Source organism: Streptomyces sp. DSM 40750 (genome assembly GCF_024612035.1).
Taxonomy (GTDB): domain Bacteria; phylum Actinomycetota; class Actinomycetes; order Streptomycetales; family Streptomycetaceae; genus Streptomyces.
Window position 1 is genome coordinate 5412573 of the sequence record NZ_CP102513.1, and the last position, 25638, is coordinate 5438210.

Below are 25638 nucleotides of genomic sequence, written 5' to 3' on the forward strand. Positions count from 1 at the left end.
TCGCGACGGCCCCCTTCACTCATTCCGGGGACGGGTGTGCCCGGCGTCCCGATAGCGCACGAGAGGTCGCCCGCACGGCCGTACGGGAGCAGCATGAGGGGAGGGGCCAGGAATCGGAAAAGGAAAAGTGAAGAAGGAGGTGCGGGCCATGACCCAGTTCATGGACGTCCACCACGGGATGAAGGGCATCACCGCCGACCAGCTGAAAGCCGCGCACAAGGCCGACCTCGACATAGAGAAGGACGAGAACGTCCACTTCGAACGCGCCTGGGCCGACCCCCAGTCCGGCACCGTCTACTGCCTCTCCGAGGCCCCCTCGGCCGAAGCCGTCCAACGCATCCACGAACGCGCCGGCCACAAGGCGGACGAGATCCACCCGATAACGCTGACGGTCTGAGCCGCCGCCGGACGCACACCCCGCCACGCCGCTCCTCCGCCTGCGCGCAACCGCGGGCGGGCGGACGACCGTTGCAACCGATGCCGACGTGAGCGCGCCCGCATGCAGAGCGAACTGTGTGACAAGTGTGCGCGCGAGAGACGCGGTCGACTGGGTGGAGGTACTGATCCGGGCTGCTACGCGCCAGGAGGCCGGTACTGCACTTGCTCGGCTGTGCGCAGGGCCTCCATCGTTTCGTCGACGGTCAGGAGGACAGTCGTCTCGAACGAACTCAGCGCGCCGCCTCCGCTGATCGCCAACGCCACCGCGGCCATGGACACGTTGTCCGGAGCTTCCCAGAGGTTGTAGCCGTCGTGCGTGCCGAAGGCATACCAGAAGCCATGGAGTTTCCCGCCGACGGACTCGATGTACGACTGAGCGGCCTGTGCACGATCCTCCGGATGGCCGATGAGTCTCGCCCAAGTCTCCGGGGTGTAGCTGAACCTCGACAGGTAGAGCGGCATCATGTCTCCCTTTCGTTCCCGTCAAGGGATGCCCCCGGAGGGTGGGGAAGGCACCGGCGAAGGCCCGCGTATCCCCCGAACGGCCGGGCCGATGACCGGCACGGCGACAGTCGGTGGACGCCGCGACCGACCACCACACCTTGGGAAGCTGCGATCACATGAAGGCCGGTTCGGGCACTGACCTGGGCGAATGGCGGCTTCGGGGCCTTGTCTGCCTCGGTTGCCGGGACCGCACCCGGAGGGCCTTCGGGCTGGCGCTCCGGCCGAAGGAGCCTGGGCGTTGAGGGCCCACAGCGGGCCCAGGTCGTGAAAACGCCCCCGATCCGCACCGTAGGCGCAGGTCGGGGGCGTGATCACAAAACCTACTTCTTCTTGCCCTGGTTCTTGACCGCCTCGATGGCGGCTGCGGCCGCATCCGGGTCGAGGTAGGTGCCGCCGGGGTTGAGCGGCTTGAAGTCGGCGTCCAGTTCGTACGACAGCGGGATGCCCGTCGGGATGTTGAGGCCCGCGATGTCGGCGTCCGAGATGCCGTCGAGGTGCTTGACGAGGGCGCGGAGGGAGTTGCCGTGGGCGGCGACGAGGACCGTGCGGCCGGCGAGGAGGTCGGGGACGATGCCGTCGTACCAGTAGGGGAGCATGCGGGTGACGACGTCCTTGAGGCACTCCGTGCGGGGGCGGAGCTCCGGGGGGATGGTCGCGTAGCGCGCGTCGGCCGCCTGGGAGAACTCGGAGTCGTCCGCGAGCGGGGGCGGCGGGGTGTCGTACGAGCGGCGCCACAGCATGAACTGCTCCTCGCCGAACTCCGCGAGGGTCTGCGCCTTGTCCTTGCCCTGGAGGGCGCCGTAGTGGCGCTCGTTCAGGCGCCAGCTGCGGTGGACGGGGATCCAGTGGCGGTCCGCGGACTCCAGGGCGAGCTGGGCGGTGCGGATGGCGCGCCTCTGGAGGGAGGTGTGGAGCACGTCGGGGAGCAGGCCGGCGTCCTTCAGCAGCTCACCGCCGCGCGTCGCCTCCTTCTCTCCCTTCGGCGTGAGATTGACGTCCACCCAGCCGGTGAACAGGTTCTTCTCGTTCCACTCGCTCTCGCCGTGGCGGAGGAGGATCAGCTTGTACGGTGCGTCGGCCATGGCTCTGAGCGTAATCGACGGCCTGGATCCACTACACGCCTGGCCGACAGGCGGACAGCCCGGGCCCACCCCTCACCGTTCACCTCGACAATTGACTGGGGTTGTTAATTGGGTGGCCCGGTTCCGGAGGGTGTTCGTAAGTTGTGTCTGCCGCCTTAGCCACTTACGTCCGTGGGGGACCTCCATGCCACTCGTCGCTGCCAGACGTGCCGTCCGGGAGTCCGTCTCGGGGCTGCCCCGGGAGTTCTGGTGGCTGTGGACCAGCACGCTCGTCAACCGGCTGGGCGCCTTCGTCGCCACGTTCATGGCGCTGTATCTGACGCTGGACCGCGGGTACTCCGCCTCGTACGCCGGGCTGGTGGCCTCGCTGCACGGCCTCGGCGGTGTCATCTCGTCGCTCGGCGGCGGAGTCATGGCCGACCGGCTCGGGCGGCGGCCCACGCTGCTGATCGCGCAAGCCTCGACGGCCGTGTCGGTCGCGCTCCTCGGCTTCGTACAGGATCCCGTCGCGATCGCCGCCGTCGCCTTCCTCGTCGGCGCCACCAGCAACGCCTCCCGGCCGGCCGTGCAGGCGATGATGGCGGACATCGTCCGGCCCGAGGACCGCGTACGGGCGTTCTCCCTCAACTACTGGGCCATCAACCTCGGCTTCGCCATCTCCTCCATGGGCGCCGGGTTCATCGCCGAGGTCAGTTATCTCGCCGGGTTCCTGATCGAGGCGGGGATGACGCTGGCCTGCGCGATCGTCGTCTTCCTGAAACTGCCGGAGTCACGGCCGGAGCGTACGGCGGTGGAGAAGGCCGGCGATGACGAGGTCGGGCTGGGGACCGTGGTACGCGACGGGCGGTTCATGGGCGTCGTCGGGTTGTCCTTCCTGGTCGCGCTGATCTTTCAGCAGGGATCGGTGGGACTGCCGGTCGCGATGGGGGAAGCCGGCTTCACGCCTGCCGACTACGGCCTCGCCATCGCCGTCAACGGTGTCCTCATCGTCGCGCTGCAGATCCCCGTCACCCGTTTCATCGAGCATCGCGATCCCGGGCGGCTCCTCGTCGTGTCGTCGCTGCTCGCCGGGTACGGCTTCGGCCTCACCGCCTTCGCCGGGTCGATCGGGGTCTTCGCCCTCACCGTCTGCGTCTGGACCCTCGCCGAGATCGTCAACGCGCCCACCCAGACCGGCCTCGTCGTCCGGCTCTCGCCCGTGCAGGGGCGCGGTCGCTACCAGGGCATGTACACCATGTCCTGGTCCGTCGCCGCCCTCGTCGCCCCGCTCATGTCCGGCGTCGTCATCGACCGCTGGGGCGCGGAGTGGCTGTGGGGGTTGTGCGCGGTGATCGGGACCGCGGCGGGGGTGGGGTACTGGGCGCTGATGCGGCGGATGCCGGAGGAGGAGGCCACGGCCGAAAAGCCCACCGGGGGGCCTTGCGAGAAGCCCATCGAGGAGCCCGTCGTGGAGTCCATCGGTGAGCCCGTCGCGGACACCGTCGTGCGTACGGCCGCGGACACCGTCGTGCGTACGGCCGCGGAGGCGAAGGCTCCTACCGGCTCGGTCTGAGCATCCTCACGGATGCATCCGCGCCCCCTTCACCACCTTGTCCACCCCGTTCCGCGGCCCGAAGACCGCCAGCCCCACCAAGTCCAACTCCCCCGTCCCCACGGCCCGTACGGCCGCCCGGTTGTCCCGGTCGTTCCCCGTGCTGAAGAGGTCGGACGTGAAAACGGCACGGGGCAGGGCCCGGGAGAGGGCCCGCGCGTGGGCGGCCTTCAGCACCTCCTTCGTGCCCTCGAAGACCACGACCGGCTGGCGGAACATCGGGAGATACGCCGTGCCGTCGGCGTCCTCGTACGGGTCGCCGATCACCTCGGGGACCCTCGACCCCAGGCCGCTGACCAGGAAGGAGGTGACGTTGAGGCGTTGCCAGGTTTCCAGGTCGTCGCGGAGGAGGACGGCGACCTTGGTGTCGAAGCGGATGGGGGGCTGATCCGTGGAGGTCTCGCTGCTCATGGGATCAGACTGCCGACCGGCGTACGACCCCGTCTTGTACGTTCTTTGCATGCGCCCCCTGCGGCCGAAGTCCCCTCAGCAGTTCCGTCAGGAGTCCCCTCAGCCGTCCCGCCACCAGTCCCCTCAGCCGTCCCCTCAACGCGAGGTCTCCGCCTGGCGGCCGCGTGTGCCCGGCATCGTCGAGGTCTTCCACGCGCACTACACCGAGTACGCGTACCCGATGCACGTCCACGACGCCTGGACGCTGCTCATCGTCGACGACGGCGCCGTGCGGTACGAGTTGGACCGGCATGAGCACGGGACGCCGAACGACACGGTCTCGTTGCTGCCGCCGCATGTGCCGCACAACGGGGCGCCGGTGACGGACGAGGGCTTTCGCAAGCGGGTGTTGTATCTGGACCTGGATTCGAGCGCGCTGGACGAGAGTCTCATCGGGACCGCGGTGGATGAGCCGGACCTCCGGGATCCGCTGCTGCGGCTGCGGGTGGGGCAGTTGCATGCGGCGCTCGCGCGGCCGGGGGACGAGTTGGAGGCGGAGAGCCGGCTGACGCTGGTCGGGGAACGGTTGCGGGGGCACCTACGGCCACGGGCCACCCGGAAACCACGCCCCGACGGTCGTACGGTCGCCCATCGACTGCGTGAGCTCCTCGACGAGCGGGTCGCCGACGGGGTGACGCTGGAGGAGGCCGCGGGGATGGTGCATGCCCACCCCGCGCATCTCGTACGGGCGTTCGGGGCGGCCTTCGGAATCGCGCCGCACCAGTATCTGATGTCACGGCGGGTGGAGCGGGCCAGGCGGCTGCTGTTGGAGGGAATGCGACCGGGCGAGGCGGCGGTGACGGCCGGGTTCTACGACCAGGCGCATCTCACGCGGCACTTCCGGCGGTGGGTGGGGGTCACCCCTGGTCGCTATCGGACTGGTCGGCCGCCCCTCGCGTGAGGTGGCTGAACGCGTCCAGGTTCCGCGTCGGTTCCCCCCGGGACACCCGCCACGCGTACTCCTTGCGGATCGCGGAGGCGAAGCCCAGTTCGAGGAGGGTGTTGAAGGCGCCGTCGGCTGCTTCCAGGACCTGGCCGAGGAGGCCGTCGATGCCGTCGGGGGTGATGGCGGAGAGCGGCAGCCGGGCCGTGACGTAGATGTCGCCGAGCCTGTCGACGGCGTAACTCACGCCGTACAGCTTGAGGTTGCGCTCCAGGAGCCAGCGGTGGACGCCCGCCTCGTTCTCGTCGGGGTGGCGGATCACGAAGGCGTTGAGGGAGAGGGAGTGCTTGCCGACGATCAGGGAGACGGTCGTCGAGAGTTTGCGCGTGCCGGGGAGTGTCACGACGTAGTTGCCGGGCCCCGGGCTCTCCCACGCCAGCTCGGCCTCGGTGAGGACCTGCTCGATGATCGACGCTGCGTCAGCCATGGGGCGAGCGTACCCGCCGGTACGAGCGGGTCGACGGCTCACCCGTAGTGGGCCCGTACCCGGTGGCGGCGGTGATCCTGCATGGCCTCCGTGTAGACGTCCGCGGTGGCGGCGGCGGCCGTGTCCCAGCCGAAGGACTCGGCGTGGCGGGCGGCGGCCGCGCCCATGCGGGCGGTGAGGTCGGGGGTGTCGGCGAAATCGCGCAGCACGCGCGCGTACGCGACGGGATCGTGGCCCTGGACCAGGAAACCGGTCTGTCCGTCCCGCACGGCGACCGGGAGGCCGCCGACCGAGGCCGCCAGCACCGGCGTACCGGCCGCCTGCGCCTCGATGGCGACGAGCCCGAAGGACTCGCTGTACGACGGCATCACCAGCACGGACGCCGCCCGGAACCAGTCCGCGAGCTGCTCCTGCCCGACCGGCGGCCGGAACCGTACGACATCGGCGATCCCGAGACGCGCGGCCAGCTTCTGCAGGCCTTCCGGCTTGGCGAGTCCGCTGCCGCTCGGCCCGCCGACCACCGGCACGACGATCCTCGACCGCAGCTCGGGGCGCTCGTCGAGGAGCACGGCGACGGCCCGGAGGAGGACGTCGGGAGCCTTCAGCGGCTGGATGCGGCCTGCGAAGAGGGGGATCAGGGCGTCCTGGGGCAGGCCGAGGCGGGCCCGGGCGGCGGCGCGGCCGTCGGCCGGACGGAAGCGGTCGAGGTTGACGCCCGGATGGACGACGGCGACCTTGGCCCGGTCGGCCTCGTAGTGGCGTACGAGTTCGTCGGCCTCCTCGGCCGTGTTGGCGATGAGCCGGTCGGCGGCGCGGACGATCTGGGTCTCGCCGATGACGCGGGCGGCGGGCTCGGGGGTGTCGCCGAGGGCGAGCGCCGCGTTCTTGACCTTCGCCATCGTGTGCATGGCGTGCACCAGGGGGACGCCCCAGCGTTCGGCGGCGAGCCAGCCGACGTGGCCGGAGAGCCAGTAGTGCGAGTGGACCAGGTCGTAGTGACCGGGGCGGTGGCCGGCCCAGGCCTGCATCACACCGTGCGTGAAGGCGCACAGCTGGGCCGGGAGCTCCTCCTTGGCCAGCCCCTCGTACGGTCCCGCGTCGACATGGCGGACCAGCACCCCCGGGGCCAGCTCGACCGTCGGGGGCAGAGCGCCGGTCGTGGCCCTGGTGAAGATCTCCACCTCGATGCCCTGCGCGGCCAGGCGCTGCGCCAGCTCCACGATGTATACGTTCATGCCGCCCGCGTCGCCCGTACCGGGCTGGTGGAGCGGCGACGTGTGCACCGACAGCATCGCGACCCGACGCGGCTTCCGGTGCAGCCTCAGCCGCGCCGCTGCGGCCGGGGAGCGTCGCCCGAGCCTGCTGACGTAGTGGCTCACGTGGCGTTCCTCCTCGCTCCGGGCATGCCGTTCGGAGGGCATCCGGAGCCCTCTGGTGTGCGCAAACGCCGGAGGAGCCAGTTCCATTTCCTCTTTGCAGAATTATTACCGAGCTTCGCTCAACCGTTCGAGCACTTTGGGGGTGGAGGGCACCCCGTGCAACCAGTAGAGGGCACCCGTGCTGTCAAGGGGCGCCAGGAAGCACACGACCAGCCAGCCACACACGGACCGCATGGCCAGGAGGAGAGGCACAAGGCAGCCGCCGCAAGGACGGGCCCCGGGCAGAGCCCGGAAACGAGGACCACATCAAGGAGCGGCGACCAGTAACCGTCCGTCCACATACCCTCGACCTCATGGCCCCCACCCCCATCGGCACCGTGACGCGCGGCACCACCAACCCCAACCGTCTCCGCCGCATGGACCGCTGGATCGCCGCCACCCACGGCGCCGGACTCCGCCGCGCGACCACCCCCCTCGCCGTGGACCTCGGCTACGGCGCCGCCCCCTGGACCGCGGTCGAACTCCTACGCCGCCTCCGCTCGGCAGCGCCCCGTACCCAGGTGGTCGGCATCGAGATCGACCCGGCGAGGGTCGCGGCGGCGAAACCGTACGAGTGCGAGGGCCTGACCTTCCGGCACGGCGGCTTCGAGGTGCCGGTGCCGGGCCGCCCGACCCTCATCCGGGCCGCCAATGTCCTGCGCCAGTACGACGAGGACGAGGTCGCCGCCGTCTGGGAACGCCTGTGCGCCCGCCTCGAACCGGCCGCCGTACCCCACCCGTCCGGCGGCCCCCACCCGTCCGGCGGCCCCCACCCGTCCGGTGGCTCCCACTCGTCCGGCGGCTCCCACTCGTCCGGCGGCTCCCACTCGTCCGGTGGCCCCCACTCGTCCGGTGGCCCCCATTCCACCGGTGGCGGCCCCCACCCCACCCACAGCCTCCACTCCTCCGGCGGTCTGCTCGTCGAGGGCACCTGCGACGAGATCGGGCGTCGGCATGTGTGGGTCGCCCTCGGCCCGGAGGGCCCCCGCACGATCACCTTCGCCACCCGGCTCGGCTCCCTGGACCGCCCTTCGGACTTGGCCGAGCGCCTCCCGAAGGCGCTCATCCACCGCAACGTCCCGGGCGAACCGGTGCACGCCTTCCTCCGCGACTTCGACCGCGCCTGGGCCGCCGCGGCCCCCTACGCCTCGTACGGCGCCCGCCAGCGCTGGATCCGCACGGTCCGCGCCCTGAGCGCGGACTGGCCGGTGCGGGACAAGGAGACGCGCTGGCGACAGGGCGAAGTGACGGTGGCGTGGGAGGCGTTGGCACCACGGGGTTGAACTCCTCCCGAGAGCCCACATGGTGACGCAGAGCAACATTTCCGTGACACACGGGAACGATCTCCGCGGGACGTTCGTCACACGGACAGGGGCGATGTCATGCAGGTGAGAGCAAGGGGGAAACAAGAGGGAGCGAGGGGATGCGAGTTCTTGCCCACCTCTGTCGCATCGCGCGACGCCATGACACGATCACCCGGGCATCAGGAAGTTACTGATGGTTAATCAGTTCTGTTGGGGTTGGGGGCAAGGGGTATGGGAGCCGGCAAGCGGAACCTGACCATGGCGGCCGTGGCCGTGGTCTGCGCGATGACCGTGCTGGGCACACCGGTCACCGCGTACGCGAGCCAGACGAAACCGACCGAGCCGACCCCGAGCCCCTCCCCTTCGGGAACTTCGGGCAGTTCAGACACTTCGGGTGATTCAAGCAGTCCTGACGCGGCCTCGACTCCTGTGACGAACGAGGAGTTGGAGGCCGTACGCGAGAAGCTGGAAAGCCTCTACCACGACGCCGCAGTCGCCACGGACGCGTACAACGCGGCTGAGGAGAAGGCCGACAAGCAGTCCGCCGAGATCGTCGATCTGGCCGACGAGATGGTCAAGGGCCAGGAGAAGCTGGACAAGTTGCAGGACCTCATCGGTGCCGCGGCCCGCGCCCAGTACCGCGGCGGCGGCCTCCCGCCCGAGGTGCAGCTGTGGCTGAGCGAGAACCCCCAGGACTTCCTGGAGGGCGCGGACCGCCTGCGCCAGGGGCAGCTCGCGACAAAGGGCCTGCTCGCCGAAATGACCCAGACCCAGCAGGACTTGGAGCAGTACTCCAAGGACGCTTCCGCACGTTGGGAGAAGCTGGAAGCCAACCGCAAGACCAAGGACAAGGCCAAGAAGAAGATCAAGAAACAGATCGCCGCCGCCGAGGAGCTCGAAGCGCAACTGGAGGACGACGAGCGGGAGCGGCTGGCACAGCTGGAGGAGGACGCCGCCCAGGAGTCACAGGCCGCGTGGCTGGACTCCGGCATCCTCGACGAGATCAACGGCAAGGCGTCCGAACAGGGCAAGAAGGCCGTGAAATTCGCGACGGACCAGATAGGCAAACCGTACGAATGGGGCGCCGAGGGCCCCAAGACCTACGACTGCTCCGGCCTCACCAGCCAGGCCTGGGCCGCCGCCGGCCCGACCATCCCCCGCACCTCCCAGGAGCAGTGGAAGCAGCTCCAGCGCATCGACATACAGGACATGCGCCCCGGCGACCTCATCATCTACAACTCCGACGCCAGCCACGTCGCCATGTACATAGGCGACGGCTCCATAATCCACGCCCCTCGACCGGGTCGTACGGTGACGATCGCGGGGGCGGGGACGATGGAGATCTTGGGGGTTGTACGGCCGGACGCTTAGGCACTCCCCTTGGGGCGGGCCCCAGCGGGTCGGGGGCCACTGCGGTTTGGCGACTACGGGCGGATCGTGGCCGGCAGCGCAGCGCCCTGCCCCGCACCCTGAAAGAGCCACGCAGTGCCCCGCACCCTGAAAGAGCCGCACGGTTCCCCGCACCCCTGAAAGATGGGGCCAGTGGCCGGCCCTTGTTCCCAGGGGCGCGGGAACTGCGCGAACGGCCACAAACCACCCGCATCCGCTCGTCGGCTCCAACCCCCGTGCTCTCACGCGCCCGAGTTCTCGCGCGGCGGCGGCCGCAGTGACCCATCGCACGTGACTCTCACCACCTTTTCCTTCCGGCTCAACCTCAGCCGCGTGACATTCGTCATCCCAGGAGAAAGCCCTGCCATGTCCAAGTGCGGTAGGGGATGCGGCATATGACGCTGGCCGATTGCCTCCCGGCACCCCGCCAACCATTCCGTTGCGACGGCGCCTGGCGCTAAGGTCCCCGTCGGTGGGTCGAGGTCCCTCGCCCCGTCGTGCCCTCGGGGGGAGGGAAGGAACCCAAGACGATGCCCGTACCCGTACCGCGGCAGAGAGCGATCCCGGCCGTGGAGAGTGGTCAGGCGCACGCCGTGTCCGCGCCCAGCGGCCCGTCCGGAGAGGGGGCTGCCCTGAACGCCTCGGCCCTGGCCCCTGAAGACAACTCAAACGCGCCCGGCGCCAAGGGCCCGACGGGCCCCATCGGTCCGACCGGACAAACCGGCCCCACCAACCTCACGGTTCTCCTCATCGAGGACGACCCGGCGAGTTCCCTCAACGTGCCCGAGTTGCTCGACTCCGCGGGCAGGCCGATCCGCGTCCGCGCCGCGCGCAACCTCACCGAGGCCAAGCGGCTGCTGACCGACGACGTCAACTGCATCCTCCTGGACCTGGCCCTCCCGGCCCCGACCCGCTCCACCGACTCGGGCCCCGGTCCTGGCCCCGGAGCAAACACCGGCACGCACGCAGCCACAGGCGCGAGCACCGGCACGGGCACCGGCACGGGCACCAACACCACCCCCGGCCCCGACAGGGCCAACCGCCCCGACGACGAGCTCTCCGTCCTCAAACGCGTCCTGGAACTGGCCCCCCGCCACGCCGTACTGGCCCTCACCGACTCCGGCGACGCCGAACGCGGCGCGGAAGCGGTACGGGTCGGCGCACAGGACTACCTCTTCCGGGACGAACTGGACGGCCGCCTACTGAGCCGCGCGATCCGCTACGCCGTGGAGCGAAAGCGGTCGGACACGGCCGAGCGCCGGCTCACCGAGTCCAAACTGCGCGCCCAGGAGAACGCCCGCCTGGAGCGCGGTCTGCTGCCGACACCCCTCCTTGAGGGTTCGTCCCTGCGGTTCGCCGCCCGCTACCGCCCGGGCCGTTCCCGCGCGCTGCTCGGCGGCGACTTCTACGACACGGTCCGCACCCCCGACGGCACCGTGCACGTCATGATCGGCGACGTCAGCGGGCACGGCCCCGACGAGGCGGCGCTCGGCGTGGAGCTTCGGATCGCCTGGCGAGCGCTGACATTCGCGGGCCTGTGCGGCGACGAGCTGCTGTCCACGCTCCAGCGCGTCTTGGAGCACGAGCGCGAGAACGACGAGATCTTCGCGACGCTCTGCACGGTCGACATCGCCCCCGACGGCCGCCGCGCGGGCCTCTGCCTCGCAGGCCACCCGTCCCCGCTGATCGCCCGCCACAGCCGGGGCGGAGCCACCCCGCCGGCCGAGCTACTGCCGTACGACAACGGCGGCCCCGCCCTCGGCCTGCTCCCGAACGCCCGCTGGCCGCGCACCCAGATCGAACTGGGCGCGGCCTGGAGTCTGATGCTCTACACCGACGGCCTCATAGAGGGCCGGATCGGCGAGGGCAAGGAGCGGCTGGGCCAGGACGGCATGGTGAAGATGGTCCGCCGCCAGCTGGCCGAAGGCCTGCGGGGCGAGGATCTGCTGCGCGCCGCGGTGAACGAGGTCCGCGATCTCAACGGTGGCGAACTGACCGACGACGTGGCGGTACTACTGCTGGACCGCGACGGCTGACCGTCCTGGATCCGTTCCCCGGGGGGTCCGTTCCCCGGGTCCTTTCCGGGTCCGTTCCCCGGGTCCGTTCCCCGGGTTCTTCACGGGTCCGTTCCCCGGGTCCGTCCCCCGGATTCTTCCCGGTCCCTCTCTGGGTCACCGACCGCCGTTGTACGGCCCGTACGGACCGTCACTGCTGGAGCCGCGGCGTCCGCCGCCCCCGCCGCCGGACACCTGCTTGACCGCGGGCCGCACATCCACGATGTACACGATGCTCGCGATGACGCCGATGATCGGCAGGAACGACAGGATCGAGAACAGATAGCTCACGAGGAGGGCGATCGCGAGGATGACCAGCCAGAACACCTTGGTCTGCTTGTCGGCCGCACGGAACGCGTCCTCGCGCCGGAACGCGGCGTCGAACAGCCCGAACGCGGCGAGAGCCATCAGGACGATCTTCAGAATTCCCAGGAACCCCGCGAAGCCCGTCATCAGCATGCCGCCCACACCACCCGTTCCGTTCGCTCTTCCGACTGCCCACCGATTCGGCCGATTCGGCGAATTCGGCTGATCCGACCGATCAATCTGCCGCCGCTACCGACGGCACTCCTACGCGGCCACCGTACCCGTAGAACGGGCCGGCCACCCCAAAGGTGCCCGGCCCGTCTCCGTACCGCGACGTACTGCGCGGATATCGCTCGCTCTGTCGCCGGCCCCGTCGCCGGCTCTGTCGTCCACCCGGCAGGTGCCCTGCCGCTTACTTGGCGGGCGGGGTGGTCTTCTTCGCGGTCGTCGTCTTCCGGGCCGGGGCCTTCTTCGCCACGGTCTTCTTGTCGGCGGGGGCGGGCACGGCCTGGGCCTCGGCGGGCTTCGCGGCCGCCGGCTCGTCCTTGACCTCGACCGGCTGGGACTTCGGCTCGACGGCGATCGCGAGCTCCTCGATCTCCTCCGCGGCCTCGCCACGCCAGGTCTTCACGGCGTGCTCACCGTGCTCGGCGACCTTCTCGTACGTCTCCCGGGCCTTCACGGCGTACTCGGCGGCTACGCCGACACCGCGCAGCGCGAAGTCCTGGGCGGTCTCACCGATCTTCTTCAGGTCGGTGTCGAGGGTGCCGAAAAGCTCGGTGACCTTGGTCTGGAGGTTCTCCTGGGTCTCCTTGACGCGGGCGGTCGCCTTCTCCTGCACGGCCTTCGGGTCGGTCTGGCGTACGGCGTCGATCCGAGCCGGGGCCTCGGCACGCAGCTGCTCGACGATGCCGGGGACCTTCTTCGCCTGCTGGAGGGCGAGGTCGGCGGTGCCGGCGGCGAAGTAGAGCGGCGTCGGGTCGGTGACGGCCTTGCGGATGTCGTCGGTGATGGCCATGGTGATGGTCCTCCCGGGTTGGTTCAGCTGAGGGTTTTTGTGTTGTTCCGGTCCGCGTTCGACGCCTTCGTCAAGTCGTCCCAGTCATCGAAATCAATCGAGGTCATCGACGTCATAGAGGTCGTCAACTCGCCGTCTGCTGCGGACCGGCATCGCTGCCGTCGGCCGTACGAGGGCCGGGGTCCGAGGGTTCCGCCGCGTCCGTCGCCACGCCGGCACCGAGGTCGACCTCGAATCCGTTCTCCTTGCGGAAGGACTCGTAGATCTGGAGCAGCACCTGCTTCTGCCGCTCGTTCAGCGTGGGATCGGCGAGGATGACGGCACGCGTCTCGACCTCGTCGCGATCCCGCTCGGCGTCGAGAATGCCGGCCCGCACATACAACGTCTCGGCGGAGATCCGCAGCGCCTTGGCGACCTGCTGCAACACCTCCGCGCTCGGCTTGCGCAGCCCGCGCTCGATCTGGCTCAGATACGGATTGGACACCCCGGCGGCGTCAGCGAGCTGCCTGAGCGACAGCTGCGCGTTTCGCCGCTGTTCACGCAGGTACTCACCGAGATTGCCGACGTTGAGCGATGCCATGTCTCCACCATGCCCCACCCCCGCTAACTTTTGCAAGCACCCGCTTGCAAAAGTGCGCTGCGCCACTGAGGCACGGGAAGGGCACCGGTGTCCTGTTTGTTCCACCCGCTCTGGCGCCGGGCTTTCAGCTCACTCGTCGAGGCAGCGGCCAGATACGTCGCAACTCCGGAAGGGCGCGGCTCTTCTGCGGTGACCATCACGAGGCGCCCTCGTCGTGATCGATGAGGGATATGTCGGATGCCAAAGCGCAGGCAGCAGCAGCGAAGTACTGCTCGTCGGCACCCTGCGCGAGGCCGAGGGTGACGCCCTGGCCGAGACCGACGAACAGCGCCCTGAGTGCGACGGCCAGGCGTTGCGCCTGGTGCGACGTCACGACGCTCCCGTTGTGCGACCTCCCCGTGAGCAGTGCGACCAGGTGGTCCTCCTGCGACCGGATGGACGTGGCGAGCTGAGACCGCAGGTCCGGGTCGTGCAGGGCCATATCCAGCAAGGTGATCTGGAGAGACAGGCGAGACAGCGCGTCCGGGACGTCACAGCCACGCCGGTAGTGCCGGGCAAAGGCATCAACCGAGGGAATGGTCTTTCAACTACCCCAGCTCAACGATGAGCTCGCTGGTGATTTCAGGACAACGATCTCGGCTGCCGTCCAGTGCCCTTCGAGTGCCACCCGCTCCCGGGGATCGGGTCGTCGCGTGGTGGGACCAGGCCCGGCGTATCGTCTCCGCGCGCCTGTCGCAGGAGCCTGCCGAAGGTGCGAAGAGGGCGATCGCCACCGTCCTTGGGCGGAAGCCCGAACAGTTGGGAGGAGGCTCCGCTGTCCCGCACTGGCGGAAAAGTACTGGGCACACCTACGGCCGGGGAATCATGAAGCATGCGCCCGGATGACTGGCACCTCACCGAAGACGTCGACGACTTTCTCGCCCGAGCCGGAGACTTCCTGCGCTCGCGGCCCGGCCCGCACGTCATGCAGTTGACGTGGGCCGAGAGAGTGCGAACTCGTGGGGCTGAGGCGTTCGGCACCGAAGCCCCCGTCTTCGGCGTGCTGGAGCGAGCGGGCGAGGTCCAGGCCACCTTCTACCGCCTCCCGCCCCGTGCCCTGTGCCCCACCCCGCTCACACCTGAACAGGCCGACACCCTCGCCGCCCACCTGGCCGCCGCCGGGCGCTCCCTTCCCTCCGTCAGCGCGGACCACGGCACCGCCACCGCTTTCGCCGAGGCCTGGCAGCGGCACACCGGGGCGACGCCGAAAATCCGCGACACACGGCTCCGTCTGTACCGCCTCGGCACACTCACCCCACCGGAGCCGATGCCGGCGGGCCGGGGCCGCGTCCTGGGTGAGCAGGACCTTGAGCAAGTCATGTTCTGGTGCGGCGAGTTCGCCAAGGCCGTCGGGGAAGACGTCTCCATCGACGCCGACTCCTGGGCGAGCACGCGCTACGCCGACAAGCGCTACACGCTCTGGGAGACCCCGGACGGCACTCCCGTCTCCATCGCGGGCATGAACCCCTTGATCGGCGGCCAGATCCAGGTGGACATCGTCTACACCCCGGCCCACCTGCGCGGTCACGGCTACGCGGGCGCCGCGACGGCGGAGGTGAGCCGGGCCGCGCTGGCCGCGGGCGCGCGGGATGTCGTGCTGTTCGCGGACCTGTCCAACCCCACCAGCAACGCCCTCTACCAGCGCCTCGGCTATCGCACGCTCACCGACTGGGCCGTGTACGACTTCGCGTAGCGGGAACGGACAGGGCGTCCGGCGAGACGGGCCGACGGCATCGATCAGACGGGCGGTTCCTGTCCCCCGTCCCGGGTCGCCGGGCGGATGCGCACCGTTCCCCTGTCCAGGTCCACCTGGAAGGGCGGGTCTTCCGCAGGTCTGACGTTCTTGCGTACGCGTTCCTGTTCCATCCCACGTTTGACGGCCTGGGCGCCGGGGTCGACCTCCTGGACGAGGTCGGCGCCGAGGGAGGAGAGGGTCTTCGTCTTGCGCCAGTAGATCCAGCCCCGGGCCTCCATCAGCAGCAGAACCCGATCCGCCAGGAGGACCAGGAGGACGAGGACGCCCAGCGCGGCGACGCCTCCCGCGATCAGCAGGACAGTGTCCATGCCCATGGATCAGCGCCCGGGCTTCAGACGGTCGGCCCAGCGGCGCAGCCCTCGGCGTGAGCGACGCGGGCGTGGCTGGTGTGGTCGCGGGTTCGCCGTTCCCACCTGACCCGTTTCGCCGGGGCTTCGGCCCCAGTGGTCGTCGGGCGACAGGAGCGGCGCCTTGCGTTCGGTCTGGGCTCGGATCTCGACGTGGGACGCGTGAGCGGTGACACGGAACGCCTCTTCGTACGAGGCCAGGGCCCCGCTCATCGCTCCGCCCGCGAGGCCCCGCCGACGAATGCGCGCCGCCAGCCGGACGAAGAGGCCCAGGACCGCGGCGAGGCCGCCCATCGAGATCAGGAACGGTAAGAACGCATCCATGACAACGAGCCTACTGACCGACTCGCGGCTCCGAGGTTCGCTCGCCGTACGCCAGTGGCGTTCCCCGCTGTGATCAGCGCCCGTCCCACGACGGGGAAAAACCGGGTGGCCAGAGATCGTGCGAGCGGCAGACTGACACCATGACCTCTGCCGCATCGGACGCCAAGGCCGACCTCCGCTTCTATCTGAAGTCCGCCCGCGACGCCCTGCTGTGGAAGCTCGAAGGGCTCTCGGAGTACGACGCCCGCCGACCGCTGACGCCGACCGGCACCAACCTCCTGGGTCTGGTGAAGCACGTGGCCGGCGTCGAACTGGGCTATCTCGGGGACACCTTCGGGCGGCCGTCGGGCGATTCCCTGCCCTGGCTCGAGAGTGACGCCGAGCCCAACGCGGACATGTGGGCCACCGCCGACGAGTCGCGCGAGTACGTCGTGGGACTCTACCGCCGGGCGTGGGCGCACGCCGACGCGACGCTCGACGCGCTGGCACTGGACACGGTCGGCAGGGTGCCGTGGTGGCCGGCCGGCAGGGACGAGGTGACGTTGCATCATGCCGTCACCCGTGTGATCGCCGACACCCACCGCCATGCCGGCCACGCCGACATCCTGCGCGAACTCATCGACGGCGCGGTCGGGATGAACGAGGGCAACACCAGCGTGCCGTCGAGTGACCCGGCGTGGTGGGAGGACTATCGCGACCGCCTGGAGCGCGCGGCCAAGGAGGCCGACCGGAAGGCGTGACTCCGGGCCGGCCCGACGAACTCACCGCCCCCTACAGGGATCGCCGCCCTAATTTGGTCCGGATACCGTCCGGGCACCGGCCGAATTCCGCCCGAATACCGTCCGAATACGCGTTGCCCATCCCCACCCGCTCCCCTTACCATTTCCCCATGACTGCCGGGTCGGCCTTGAGCCGTGAGCGGATGGGTCGCCCGGCCTCCGAGTGAGGCCGGGGCGGGCCAGGGGTCCGCCTATTGAGTTCCGCGCGCCGAACACCGTTCCTCTCGTGTTCCTTTCATCCTCCTTGCGCGCGCGTCGAATTTCTCACCACAGTGCAATCCCACGCATGCTGTCGCGCCGAGCTGCGCCGATGCGGGATTCCTTCCACTCCTCTGAATCCACCGCGCATTCCATCGGCAACGCGCTGCGGCGATCACCCCTGCCCGAATTCCGCGACAGAGCACAGAGCACTGTCCCCTGTCGCCATCCACAGAAAGCAGAGAATGCCCAACCCCTTCAACCAGCAAGTCATCGAAGAGTTCCGCGCCAACCACGGCAATGTCGGCGGCTATTTCGAGGGCGCTCGTCTGATCCTCCTGACCACCACCGGCGCCCGTACCGGCACCCGGCACACCACTCCCCTCGGCTACCTCCCGGACGGTGACGGCACGATCCTGGTCATCGCGTCGGCCGGTGGATCGCCGAAGCACCCCGACTGGTACCGGAACATCACGGCCGACCCCCGGGTCACCGTGGAGAGCGGGGCGTTCACCTACGAAGCCGAGGCCGTCGTACTGGACGGTGAGGAGCGGGACCGGGCCTTCGCGCGGGCGGTCGAGTCCGAACCGGGGTGGGCCGAGTACCAGGCGAAGACGGACCGTACGATCCCGGTCGTCGCCCTGCGCGAGGTCCCCGTGGCCGGTCCGCCGAACATCAACGCCGGTTCCATGGGCGAAGCCATCAAGGTCGTCCATGACGCGTTCCGCCGCGAACTCGCCCTGATCAAGAAGGAGTTGATCGCGAGCAACGGCAAGGCCGGCCTCGGCGCCCAGCTCCGCGTCAACTGCCTCACCTTCTGCCAGGGCCTCCACAACCACCACACCGGCGAGGACGTCGGCCTGTTCCCCTTCCTCGCCGACCGCCACCCCGAGCTGACCCCGGCCCTCACCCGCCTCCACGAGGAGCACGAGCGGATCGCCGCCCTCGCCGAGGAACTGCGCCGGGTGGTGACGACCGACAACGCCGACCCCGTCGCCGTACTCCCGGAGGTGGAACGGCTCATCGCCGAGCTCGAAGCCCATCTCACCTACGAGGAGGAGCAGTTGATCCCGACGCTGGACGCTGTGACTGTGCCGACGAAGTCCTGAGCGGTGAGGTGATCAGCAGCCGGTGAGCGGCGTACGAGCCCCTCGGGGGGGGGAGATCGGACTCGTGTGTTCCGCCGCTCACCGGCACCCGATCACCGTAGCCACGGGCCCGATCGCAAAGGTGCCGGTGCGGTCATGACTCCGCCGTCTTCCGGTAACACGGCCGCCGTCCCACCCGCACGCCCCCACTCCCCGCGCACCACCCGCACGCCTCACCCGCAGGCGCCACCCGCACCCACCCCCTCACGCATCACCACGGCAACGCTCGCGCGTGCACCACGTCCAACCGCGACACCGCCCGCGTGAGCACGACGTACAGCCGGTGCAGCCCCCGCCCCTCCGCCGCCACGATCGCGGCCGGCTCGACGACCACGACATGGTCGTACTCCAGCCCCTTGGCCTCGCCCGCCCCCAACACGGCGACCCGCGCCCCGAGTTCGCCGGGACCAGCCGTCGCGACCCCGGCCTCGCCGAGCGCCTTCCGCAGCCGTGCGACATCCGGCCCATCGGCCGCGATGACCCCGATGGACCCTTCCCCGGTGAGCGCGTCACGCACGGCGGCGACGGTCTCGACGGCGACGCCCTCGCCACCTGCCTGCACCCCGTCCACCCTCCTGATCCTCAACTCCCCGTCCCTCCGCAGGGACCGGGCGGCCGGCACGTCCACCCCCAGACGCCCCAGCAACCCGTTGGCCAGTCCTACGACGGCCTGCGGCACCCGGAAACCGGTCGTCAGAGGTACGACATGGGCGTCCGGCTTGCCTAGGTGGGCGAGGAGCCGAGGCCAGTCGGAGGCGGCCCAGGGGGTCGTCCCCTGGGCCAGGTCGCCCAGTACGGTCACCGAACCGAAGGCCGACCGGCGGCCGATCACCCGGCACTCCATCGGGGAGAGATCCTGGGCCTCGTCGACGACGACATGGCCGTAGCCGTCGGGGTGTTCGAGGAGCCCCGCGACCTCGTCGAGGAGGACGAGATCGGCGGCCGACCAGCGGGCCGACCGCCATGTACGCGGGGGCTTCGCCCAGCTGAGCGCCTTCTGCTCGGCGGCGTCGAGCAGCCCCTCCGCCGCGGCGGCGAGCGCTTCGGGATCCCCGAGCAGCCGCGCCACCACCTCCTCCGGCCGGACCCGCGGCCATACGGCGTCGACGTACGCGCCGACCGGCCGCGACCGGGAGAGCCGGTACAGCCACGCGTTCGGGGGCGGCCCGGCCCGCCGCTCCACCTGCGTCTGCACAAGCCGGACGACCCGCGCCCGGACCCGCTCCCGCCCGATGTCGTACGGCGGCTCCTCCGCCCGTACGTCCGCCACGATCCGCCGCAGCTCCTCACCGGACACCCGCCAGCGGTACGAACCGTCCGGTACGACAAGGGAGTCGGCGTACTCGGCGGTGACGCCGGCGTACAGGGCGCGGCGGAGCACCTCCGCCATCCGGGCGTCGTGCTTGACGACCGCGGCCCGCTCGTCGTCCTGAGCCGTGACCGGGTGCCGGGCGATCTCCTCCGTGACCGTCGACTGCCGTACGCCCGTCTCGCCGAGCGCCGGCAGGACCTCCGAGATGTACGAGAGGAAGGCGCGGTTCGGGCCGAGGATCAGCAGGCCGCCGCGGCGGATGCGCTGGGGGTGCGTGTAGAGGAGGTACGCGGCGCGGTGCAGGCCGACGGCCGTCTTGCCGGTGCCGGGGGCGCCCTGGACACAGACGGACGTGGTGAGATCCGCGCGCACCAGGTCGTCCTGCTCCGGCTGGATGGTGGCGGCGATGTCCCGCATGGGGCCGAGGCGGGGACGCTCGATCTCGGCGGTGAGGAGGCTGCCGGGTGGGGCGGAGCCCTGGTCACGCGGGGCTCCATGACCGAGGCGCTCGTCCTCCAGACCTGTGAGGTCGGCCGAGTCGCCACGACTCCCCGGCGCCCACCCGAAGCGCCGCCGGACGGCGACACCCCGGGGATCACGGGGGCTCGCCTGGTAGAAGGCGCGGGACACCGGGGCCCGCCAGTCCACGACGAGGGGAGGCGCGGCCGGGTGCTCACTGATCCGCAGCCGACCGATGTGATAGCTCTGCCCGGCGTGATCGGCGTCCGCGTGATCGGCATCCGTGTGGCCGGCGTCCGCGTCGCCGTCACCCGTCCGGTGAGCGGCGAAGTCGAGCCGCCCGAAGAACAGCGGCCCCTCCGGCAGTTCACGCATCTCCTTGGCGTGGCTGCGAAGCCGGTACCCGAGCACCTCCGCGTCGGCCCCCGACGCGGAGACGTCCTCACCGACGACGACCTGCTCCCCCGCTCCCTCGACCATGGCGGCGAGGGCGGCTCGGCAGGTGTCGTGGTACGTGCGTTCGTCGGCGAGGGCGGAGTGCAGGAGGTCCGGGTCGAGGGGGTCCTGGTCAAGGAGGGCAGGGTCGAGGAGGGCAGGGTCGAGGAGGGCAGGGTCACGCTCGGGAGACGTCATTCCGCCGAGCGTACCGAAATAACGTAACCGAGTTAAATTTCTTACCGAGACTCACGGGGAGGCGTGCGGCCTCCTTTTCGGCCCGCCGCCCCGAGCGGCAGCGCCTCCTCCAGCCGCCCGAACACCCGCTCAGCAGCGGCGACGGCATCCCGCTCGACCTCCTCCAGCGCGTCCCCCCGCTCCACCCGCCGCCAGTTCTCCTCCGCCAGCACCCGCCGTACGGCCACGATCTGCCCGGCGGCGACCCGCGCGTCGAGCCCTCCCCCGAGCACCTCGGCGAGCGCCTCCTCGGCCCGCTCCAGATGGCCGTACAGCCGAGCGACCAGCGACGGAGTCCCGTAGACCAGCCGATGGAACGCGAGCACGTCCGGATGGTCGTTCAGCCCGGTCACCGGATCCCGCCGGGCCAGCCCCGCCAGAAAATGCGCCCGCACCGCCCCCACCACCGACTCCCCCTCGGCGCGCCCCGCGACCACCCGCGCCGTCTCGTCCTCGTGATCGGCGATCCGGTAGAGCACGAGGTCCTCCTTCGCCGGGAAGTACCGGAAGAGCGTCGGCTTCGAGATCTCGGCCGCCGCGGCGACTTCGGCCACGGACACCGCGTCGAACCCCTTCTCGACGAACAACCGAACGGCGATCTCCGACACCGTCTCGTACATCCGCCGCTTCTTACGCTCCCGCAGGCCGCTCTCGCTCATGGGGCGAGCGTACGCACGTCGGGTCCCGGCCTCAGACTCCCGTGCCACGGGGCCAGGCCGGCCGCACAGCCAGCTGCCAGAGGTCGTCGAAGTGCTTGTTCCAGGTCGCCACGGCGGCCTTGGCGTCGTCGGTGTCTTCCCTCGACCAGACGTTCAGGTCGGTGAGGTAGCCCTTGGGGTCGTAGTACTCCGGGTCCGATCCGTAGCCCATGGTGCGGGCGGCCACGTCGTACAGGCCGTGCAGAACCAGCTCCCTGTTGAAAATGCAGATCTTGTCCCGCGGTATGCCCGGATAGAAGCGGTACTCGCACTCGGCCGTCACCCGCCCCACGACACTCAGCCGGTGGGCGATCGCCGACAGCCTCTGGTCGTACTCCTGGCACTTGAGTTCCAGGCGCTTGCGGAACTCCTCGTCGTCGACCGGTACGCCTTGCGGACCCACCCGGGAAGGGACGGTCATGGGCTGTTGGAAGTCGGGGACCAAGAACCGGACCAGGACGTGCCGCGTCGGGCCGGGGTCCTCCAGCAGGCCTTCCAACCGGTGGTAGAGCTCGTTGTAGAGCGTCTCCCCCGTGTAGCCGAGGAAGCTGATCTCCACCGTCCTGGCGTGGAACGCCTCCGTCACGAAGCCGCCCAGTTCGCGCGACTTCACCTGGGCACGCATGGGCGCCCGGAGGGAGACGGCGAGATCCTTCACCGTGTCGTACAGCACGTAGCCCACCAGGCCGAGCAGGGCGCCGCCGAGGAACACCTTGCCCTGCAGCGCTTCGCCCACGGGTTTCACGAACTGGGCGGCGAGTCCTGTGAGGAAGATGCCGAGCAACAACAGACGAGTGGCCACGGGCTCGTAGCGCGTCTGGAACCGTTTGAGGCGCTCACCGACACCGCCATCGGGCGGCCTTCTCCCACCACCGGACATCCGACTCCTCCCCCGTGCCGCAGCGCCCGGCTGTGGGTCAGCCGTCCGCAGCCCTGCCCGTCCTACCGGTTCCATCGTCGAGGCGGGGCAGCGCCTGGGCAAGATACGGGTTGGTCGGCTTGACCCCGAGCCCGAGCGACGCGGTCGCCGAGGCCAGGGTCATGGCATACGTGTCCACCGCCCGACGGACGTTGGGGGCGTCCAGGCTGTCGCCCGTGACCAGCCGGTCCAGGTCCACGTAGGCGGAGCGGACGGTCTCGATCCACCGGTACACGCGCCAGTCGTCGCGCCACCCCTTGGTGCAGTCCTCCGGCAGCGTCCGGGACCATCGGGTGAACAACCGGTCCCGGATCTCCGGGAGCGTAGGAGTCAGGTGTATGTGGCGGACCAGGTCGTAGAGCGGGTCGCCCACCATCGCCATCTCCCAGTCGATGAGGGTCAGCCCCGTACCGCCGTTTCGGCGCACCAGGTTCCAGGGGTTGAGGTCGCCGTGCAGCAGAACAGAGCGACGCGGGGTCACCATGTGCCGGTCGAGAAGCTCGCCGAGCCGACGGATGTTTCCGGGCAGCCCCAGCTCCCTCGCGAGCGCGAGCGTCTCCTTGGGAAGCTCGTCGACCATACGAAGCAGTTCGTCGCGCAGCCCCTGCCAGAAGTCATGGCCCAGCGTGTCCGAGCCCAACTCCTCACAGTCGACCTGGGTCAACTCGCAGAGCTGGTCGACGAGATCGTCCGCCTCGTGCGGCAGCAGGCCCTCCTCCGGATGGTCCGGATGCCGGATCTCGCCTTCCGGGCCCTCGTACGTGTGGATGGTGAACCGATCACTCAGGCTCGAGTGGCTGTCCCCCAAGGCCAACACCCTCGGGGCCTGCACCTTCACTCCGGACTTCTCGATCGCGATCAGGACGGCGTGCTCGTTCAGGAACCGCCGTTCCCGGGGGTTGGCCGAACCCACCTTCCGTCGCACCATGACCGGGAAGGGGATGCCCCGGACCTGCACAGCCGTACTGAGGTGGGCGGTCCCCTTGAACACGTGGTCCGCCGAGGCGGCGCCCTCCGAGAACAGCGCGTCCCTGACGGCCCACGCGGGGAATTTCGGATGCAGGGGAACCCGCTTGTCGGCCCGCCAGGGGATGGACTGCACTCTCCTGTCCCCGATGTGCTGCTTGCCGTTGGACACATACCAACTCACGAGAATCCGTTCGATGGCTCTCAGGTCCGGCACGTTCTTGAGCCGCAGGGGCTCCTCGGCCACCAGCAGAGCCCGATGCACGGCTTGGGTCGCGGCATCGAAGTCCCGTTGATCGAGGTGCCCGCCGAGCGAGGTCACCGCGCGCATCACATCGGGGTAGACGGACTGGGCCTGCTCGAAAGCGACGTAGTGCCTCAGATCCCGCTCGACACCGTTGACCGCCTTGCTGCGCCGCTGCTCCATGGCCTCACGCCACGCGTCCATCACCTCGACCCACTGCTCCCGGGGGTACGCCATCCGCACGAGATGTGTGGCGAGGTCGTGCACCGGGTCACCATAGGTCGCCAGTTCCCAGTCGACGCAGATCAGCGGGGGGTCACCGTGGTAGGAGAAGATCACGTTGTCGCGGTGCAGATCCGTGTGGAGCAGGCTGAAGGGACGGCTGACCATCGCCGGCACCCGCTCCGCGAACCGCACCATCGCGTCCTCCGGAATGCCCAGCGAGGCGAACAACCCGCCGAACCTGCGCCAGTTGGGTTGCCTGATCTGTTCCTCTGTCGCGAGCGCCAGAGTCCGGAGAAAGGCCCGGCTGTCCCGGTTGGTCCGGGGCCAGGACTGCGGCAGCGGCGGCAGGTCCTTTCGCTTCACCTGGGTCATGTCCGCCAACAGGCCGGCGAGGGCGGAGATCAGATGCGGTTCCAACGGCTTGCCACTGCGGCAAATGGTGGACAGCGGCACGCCCTGCACATAGCTCAGGACAGTCATGTCCCCGTGCCTCACCAGGCATTGCGGAACATGAGGCAGCACACCGCGGATCGCCCTGAGGATCTCCGCCTCGTCCTGCCAGGTCCTGATCACGACGGGCAGCGCGTGGCGGATCCGGCGCCGGACGGTGACCCGGTCGTGGCCGGCCAGAGCCGGAAGTCTGGAGGCGATCTCCTCCGACGGCCGCACGACGTAGTTCAGGTTGTGGTGGCCGCGGCTGGACTCCCCCTCGGTCCTCGCGTACGCCACGAGGCCGCTGAACGCGTCGTCCGGCTCCGACCTCGGAGCGGAAGGCCCGGGCACTGGCGAACGGCCCAAAGGTCACTCCTGAAAGGTTGTGCATCGCGGATGTGCATGCGCCGCGAGATGAGTGGGCACACTGTAGTGCTCCGAAGTCAGGCAGCTTGACCAAGTCGGGAAATCAACGCCGGAGTGTGACACCCACCACCAGCGGTCTCGCTGTGCGCGTCCGCCCCCTCAGAGGCGAATTCCAGGATGCCTGGGCAAGCCGTTCCCAGCGCGTTCGAAGGCGCCGCGCGACCGGCGCGCGCTCAGGACGTCCCGGCGAGCCGGTGCCACCATTCGTCGAACCAGGCCTGCCAGCTCTCTATGAACACCGACCCGGTCGAGTTCGGGTCACCGTCGTCGTTGACGTGACGGGTCAGCGTCGAGCCCAGGCCGAGGACGTCCCACGCGTCGATGTCCGTGTCGTCGTCCAGGAGAATCGACCGCCGCACCAGTTCGTACGGACCGAGCAGTGCCTCGGTGTTCCGCAGCAGGTACAGCTTGAAGGCCGGCGCCAGCGGGATCTCCTGGATGTCCACCCGCACGGACGGCACCAGACCCTCGGTCTCCAGGTCCCGCAGGGCCGCGTGCAACGAGGCCGTGTGCCGCTCGGTGATGGTGCGCAGCCGCTTCTGGAGCACCCGATTCAGCTCGGTGACGTCCCTGAGGTCGTCGCTCTCCACCTTCGCCTGCGGATACGGCAACTGGACCGACTCGGCGGGCAGCATCATCCGCAGCTCGATGTGCTCGGGGCTGATCTCCTTCAGGCGGATCCGCTCGGCCTGCAGCCTGATGTGCGCGTCCAGGCTCTCGGAGGTGAGGGTGAAGACGTCCAACTGCACGACGCGCTGAGCGAAGGACCGGGAGATGAAGGACCCGAGTGCGGCACGAAGCCGTGGTGTCGCCTGTGGCTGCGTCGTGGAGTGGATCGGCGGCTTCACCACACGTGACCCGCTGCCCTGACGGGACTCGATCCAGCCCTCGCTCTTCAGCTCCCGCAGAACCCGCTGCACGGTGTCGCGCGAGACGTCGAACTCCTCGGCGAGTTCCCGCTGCGGGGGCAGCAGCGAGCCCAACGGGTACCTTCCATCGGCCATGCGGGCACGCAACGTCTCCAGCAGGGCGAACCCCCTGCCACCGCCATCGCCACGTTCCACGTTCACATCGCGACCGTACCGCTCCCGGAGGGCCGACAAACCACCCCCAGTCACATTGGCAGTCCAATTGGAACGATTGCCGCCTTCCACCTCGATGTCAGTTAAGGGATCAAGCAGTCAGGGCAC

The 25638-nt window shown here is 69.7% G+C and carries 24 protein-coding genes and 1 pseudogene; 9 read left to right on the plus strand and 16 right to left on the minus strand.

The window, feature by feature from the left end; all coding sequences use genetic code 11:
- The first annotated feature begins 148 nt into the window (after nucleotides 1-148).
- Nucleotides 149-397 carry an SCO4226 family nickel-binding protein gene (locus tag JIX55_RS24130; protein WP_257565399.1) on the plus strand — a complete coding sequence of 83 codons (249 nt, stop codon included), beginning with the start codon at nucleotides 149-151 and terminating at the stop codon, nucleotides 395-397.
- A gap of 176 nt (nucleotides 398-573) precedes the next feature.
- Here JIX55_RS24130 and JIX55_RS24135 read toward each other — a convergent pair whose 3' ends face one another.
- Together JIX55_RS24135 and JIX55_RS24140 are read right to left on the minus strand one after the other, a co-directional pair.
- A complete protein-coding gene (locus tag JIX55_RS24135; RefSeq protein ID WP_306820122.1) occupies nucleotides 574-900 on the minus strand; it encodes a GYD domain-containing protein in 327 nt (108 codons plus the stop codon).
- A 362-nt stretch (nucleotides 901-1262) separates the two neighbouring features.
- A complete protein-coding gene (locus JIX55_RS24140) occupies nucleotides 1263-2024 on the minus strand; it encodes a phosphoglyceromutase (protein WP_257565401.1) in 762 nt (253 codons plus the stop codon).
- 184 nt (nucleotides 2025-2208) lie between these two features.
- Between JIX55_RS24140 and JIX55_RS24145 the strand changes: the two genes are divergently transcribed.
- Nucleotides 2209-3576 carry an MDR family MFS transporter gene (locus JIX55_RS24145; RefSeq protein WP_257565402.1) on the plus strand — a complete coding sequence of 456 codons (1368 nt, stop codon included), beginning with the start codon at nucleotides 2209-2211 and terminating at the stop codon, nucleotides 3574-3576.
- Nucleotides 3577-3582: 6 nt separating this feature from the next.
- Here JIX55_RS24145 and JIX55_RS24150 read toward each other — a convergent pair whose 3' ends face one another.
- Entirely contained in the window at nucleotides 3583-4026 is a 444-nt protein-coding gene (locus JIX55_RS24150) for a DUF2000 domain-containing protein (protein WP_257565403.1), read from the minus strand.
- 49 nt (nucleotides 4027-4075) lie between these two features.
- Here JIX55_RS24150 and JIX55_RS24155 point away from each other — a divergent pair, with 49 nt between their 5' ends.
- Nucleotides 4076-4966, plus strand: coding sequence for a helix-turn-helix transcriptional regulator (locus JIX55_RS24155; RefSeq protein ID WP_257565404.1), 891 nt, complete (start codon nucleotides 4076-4078; stop codon nucleotides 4964-4966).
- Here JIX55_RS24155 and JIX55_RS24160 read toward each other — a convergent pair.
- Nucleotides 4923-5435: a YbjN domain-containing protein gene (locus tag JIX55_RS24160; protein ID WP_257565405.1), complete on the minus strand. Its 513-nt coding sequence runs from the start codon at nucleotides 5433-5435 to the stop codon at nucleotides 4923-4925. The two genes, JIX55_RS24155 and JIX55_RS24160, sit on opposite strands and share 44 nt — an antisense overlap.
- A 38-nt stretch (nucleotides 5436-5473) precedes the next feature.
- Nucleotides 5474-6814, minus strand: a complete 1341-nt coding sequence (gene mshA / locus JIX55_RS24165; protein WP_257565406.1) for a D-inositol-3-phosphate glycosyltransferase — start codon at nucleotides 6812-6814, stop codon at nucleotides 5474-5476.
- Nucleotides 6815-7167: 353 nt separating this feature from the next.
- Here mshA and JIX55_RS24170 point away from each other — a divergent pair, with 353 nt between their 5' ends.
- From JIX55_RS24170 to JIX55_RS24180, 3 genes are all read left to right on the plus strand, one after another.
- Nucleotides 7168-8136 carry a class I SAM-dependent methyltransferase gene (locus JIX55_RS24170; protein ID WP_257565407.1) on the plus strand — a complete coding sequence of 323 codons (969 nt, stop codon included), beginning with the start codon at nucleotides 7168-7170 and terminating at the stop codon, nucleotides 8134-8136.
- Between the two features lie 252 nt (nucleotides 8137-8388).
- Nucleotides 8389-9528, plus strand: coding sequence for a C40 family peptidase (locus JIX55_RS24175; protein WP_257565408.1), 1140 nt, complete (start codon nucleotides 8389-8391; stop codon nucleotides 9526-9528).
- Nucleotides 9529-10076: 548 nt separating this feature from the next.
- Nucleotides 10077-11582 carry a PP2C family protein-serine/threonine phosphatase gene (locus JIX55_RS24180; RefSeq protein WP_257565409.1) on the plus strand — a complete coding sequence of 502 codons (1506 nt, stop codon included), beginning with the start codon at nucleotides 10077-10079 and terminating at the stop codon, nucleotides 11580-11582.
- Between the two features lie 135 nt (nucleotides 11583-11717).
- On the opposite strand, the gene JIX55_RS24185 is transcribed toward JIX55_RS24180, so the two are convergent.
- The 4 genes and pseudogenes from JIX55_RS24185 to JIX55_RS24200 all read right to left on the minus strand — a co-directional run.
- A complete protein-coding gene (locus JIX55_RS24185) occupies nucleotides 11718-12059 on the minus strand; it encodes a DUF2516 family protein (RefSeq protein WP_257569460.1) in 342 nt (113 codons plus the stop codon).
- Nucleotides 12060-12318: 259 nt separating this feature from the next.
- The gene (locus tag JIX55_RS24190) at nucleotides 12319-12924 is read right to left on the minus strand and encodes a hypothetical protein (protein ID WP_257565410.1); all 606 of its coding nucleotides are present in this window, start codon (nucleotides 12922-12924) and stop codon (nucleotides 12319-12321) included.
- A gap of 124 nt (nucleotides 12925-13048) precedes the next feature.
- Nucleotides 13049-13504: a helix-turn-helix domain-containing protein gene (locus tag JIX55_RS24195; RefSeq protein WP_257565411.1), complete on the minus strand. Its 456-nt coding sequence runs from the start codon at nucleotides 13502-13504 to the stop codon at nucleotides 13049-13051.
- 196 nt (nucleotides 13505-13700) lie between these two features.
- Nucleotides 13701-14081: pseudogene (locus JIX55_RS24200) on the minus strand (TetR/AcrR family transcriptional regulator); the annotation flags it as partial.
- A gap of 294 nt (nucleotides 14082-14375) precedes the next feature.
- Between JIX55_RS24200 and JIX55_RS24205 the strand changes: the two are divergent.
- Nucleotides 14376-15236 carry a GNAT family N-acetyltransferase gene (locus tag JIX55_RS24205; protein ID WP_257565412.1) on the plus strand — a complete coding sequence of 287 codons (861 nt, stop codon included), beginning with the start codon at nucleotides 14376-14378 and terminating at the stop codon, nucleotides 15234-15236.
- Between the two features lie 44 nt (nucleotides 15237-15280).
- Here the strand turns inward: JIX55_RS24205 and JIX55_RS24210 are convergent, their stop codons facing one another.
- Together JIX55_RS24210 and JIX55_RS24215 are read right to left on the minus strand one after the other, a co-directional pair.
- Nucleotides 15281-15613 (minus strand): hypothetical protein, encoded by a 333-nt coding sequence (locus JIX55_RS24210; protein ID WP_257565413.1) that lies wholly within the window; start codon nucleotides 15611-15613, stop codon nucleotides 15281-15283.
- Nucleotides 15614-15616: 3 nt separating this feature from the next.
- Nucleotides 15617-15970, minus strand: a complete 354-nt coding sequence (locus tag JIX55_RS24215) for a hypothetical protein (protein ID WP_257565415.1) — start codon at nucleotides 15968-15970, stop codon at nucleotides 15617-15619.
- A gap of 140 nt (nucleotides 15971-16110) precedes the next feature.
- Between JIX55_RS24215 and JIX55_RS24220 the strand changes: the two genes are divergently transcribed.
- Complete coding sequence (locus tag JIX55_RS24220) at nucleotides 16111-16710, plus strand: DinB family protein (protein WP_257565416.1); 600 nt, start codon at nucleotides 16111-16113, stop codon at nucleotides 16708-16710.
- Between the two features lie 482 nt (nucleotides 16711-17192).
- Nucleotides 17193-18056, plus strand: coding sequence for a nitroreductase/quinone reductase family protein (locus JIX55_RS24225; protein ID WP_257565417.1), 864 nt, complete (start codon nucleotides 17193-17195; stop codon nucleotides 18054-18056).
- Between the two features lie 250 nt (nucleotides 18057-18306).
- Here JIX55_RS24225 and JIX55_RS24230 read toward each other — a convergent pair whose 3' ends face one another.
- The 5 genes from JIX55_RS24230 to JIX55_RS24250 all read right to left on the minus strand — a co-directional run bounded on the left by JIX55_RS24230 (nucleotide 18307) and on the right by JIX55_RS24250 (nucleotide 25518).
- Nucleotides 18307-20499: a HelD family protein gene (locus JIX55_RS24230; protein ID WP_443046510.1), complete on the minus strand. Its 2193-nt coding sequence runs from the start codon at nucleotides 20497-20499 to the stop codon at nucleotides 18307-18309.
- A gap of 41 nt (nucleotides 20500-20540) precedes the next feature.
- On the minus strand, nucleotides 20541-21197 hold the full coding sequence (locus JIX55_RS24235; protein WP_257565418.1) for a TetR/AcrR family transcriptional regulator: 657 nt from the start codon (nucleotides 21195-21197) through the stop codon (nucleotides 20541-20543).
- A 31-nt stretch (nucleotides 21198-21228) separates the two neighbouring features.
- Nucleotides 21229-22038, minus strand: coding sequence for a hypothetical protein (locus JIX55_RS24240; protein WP_257565419.1), 810 nt, complete (start codon nucleotides 22036-22038; stop codon nucleotides 21229-21231).
- 115 nt (nucleotides 22039-22153) lie between these two features.
- Nucleotides 22154-24319 (minus strand): phosphotransferase family protein, encoded by a 2166-nt coding sequence (locus JIX55_RS24245; protein ID WP_257565420.1) that lies wholly within the window; start codon nucleotides 24317-24319, stop codon nucleotides 22154-22156.
- Nucleotides 24320-24621: 302 nt separating this feature from the next.
- Complete coding sequence (locus tag JIX55_RS24250; RefSeq protein ID WP_257565421.1) at nucleotides 24622-25518, minus strand: GntR family transcriptional regulator; 897 nt, start codon at nucleotides 25516-25518, stop codon at nucleotides 24622-24624.
- Nucleotides 25519-25638 lie beyond the last annotated feature (120 nt).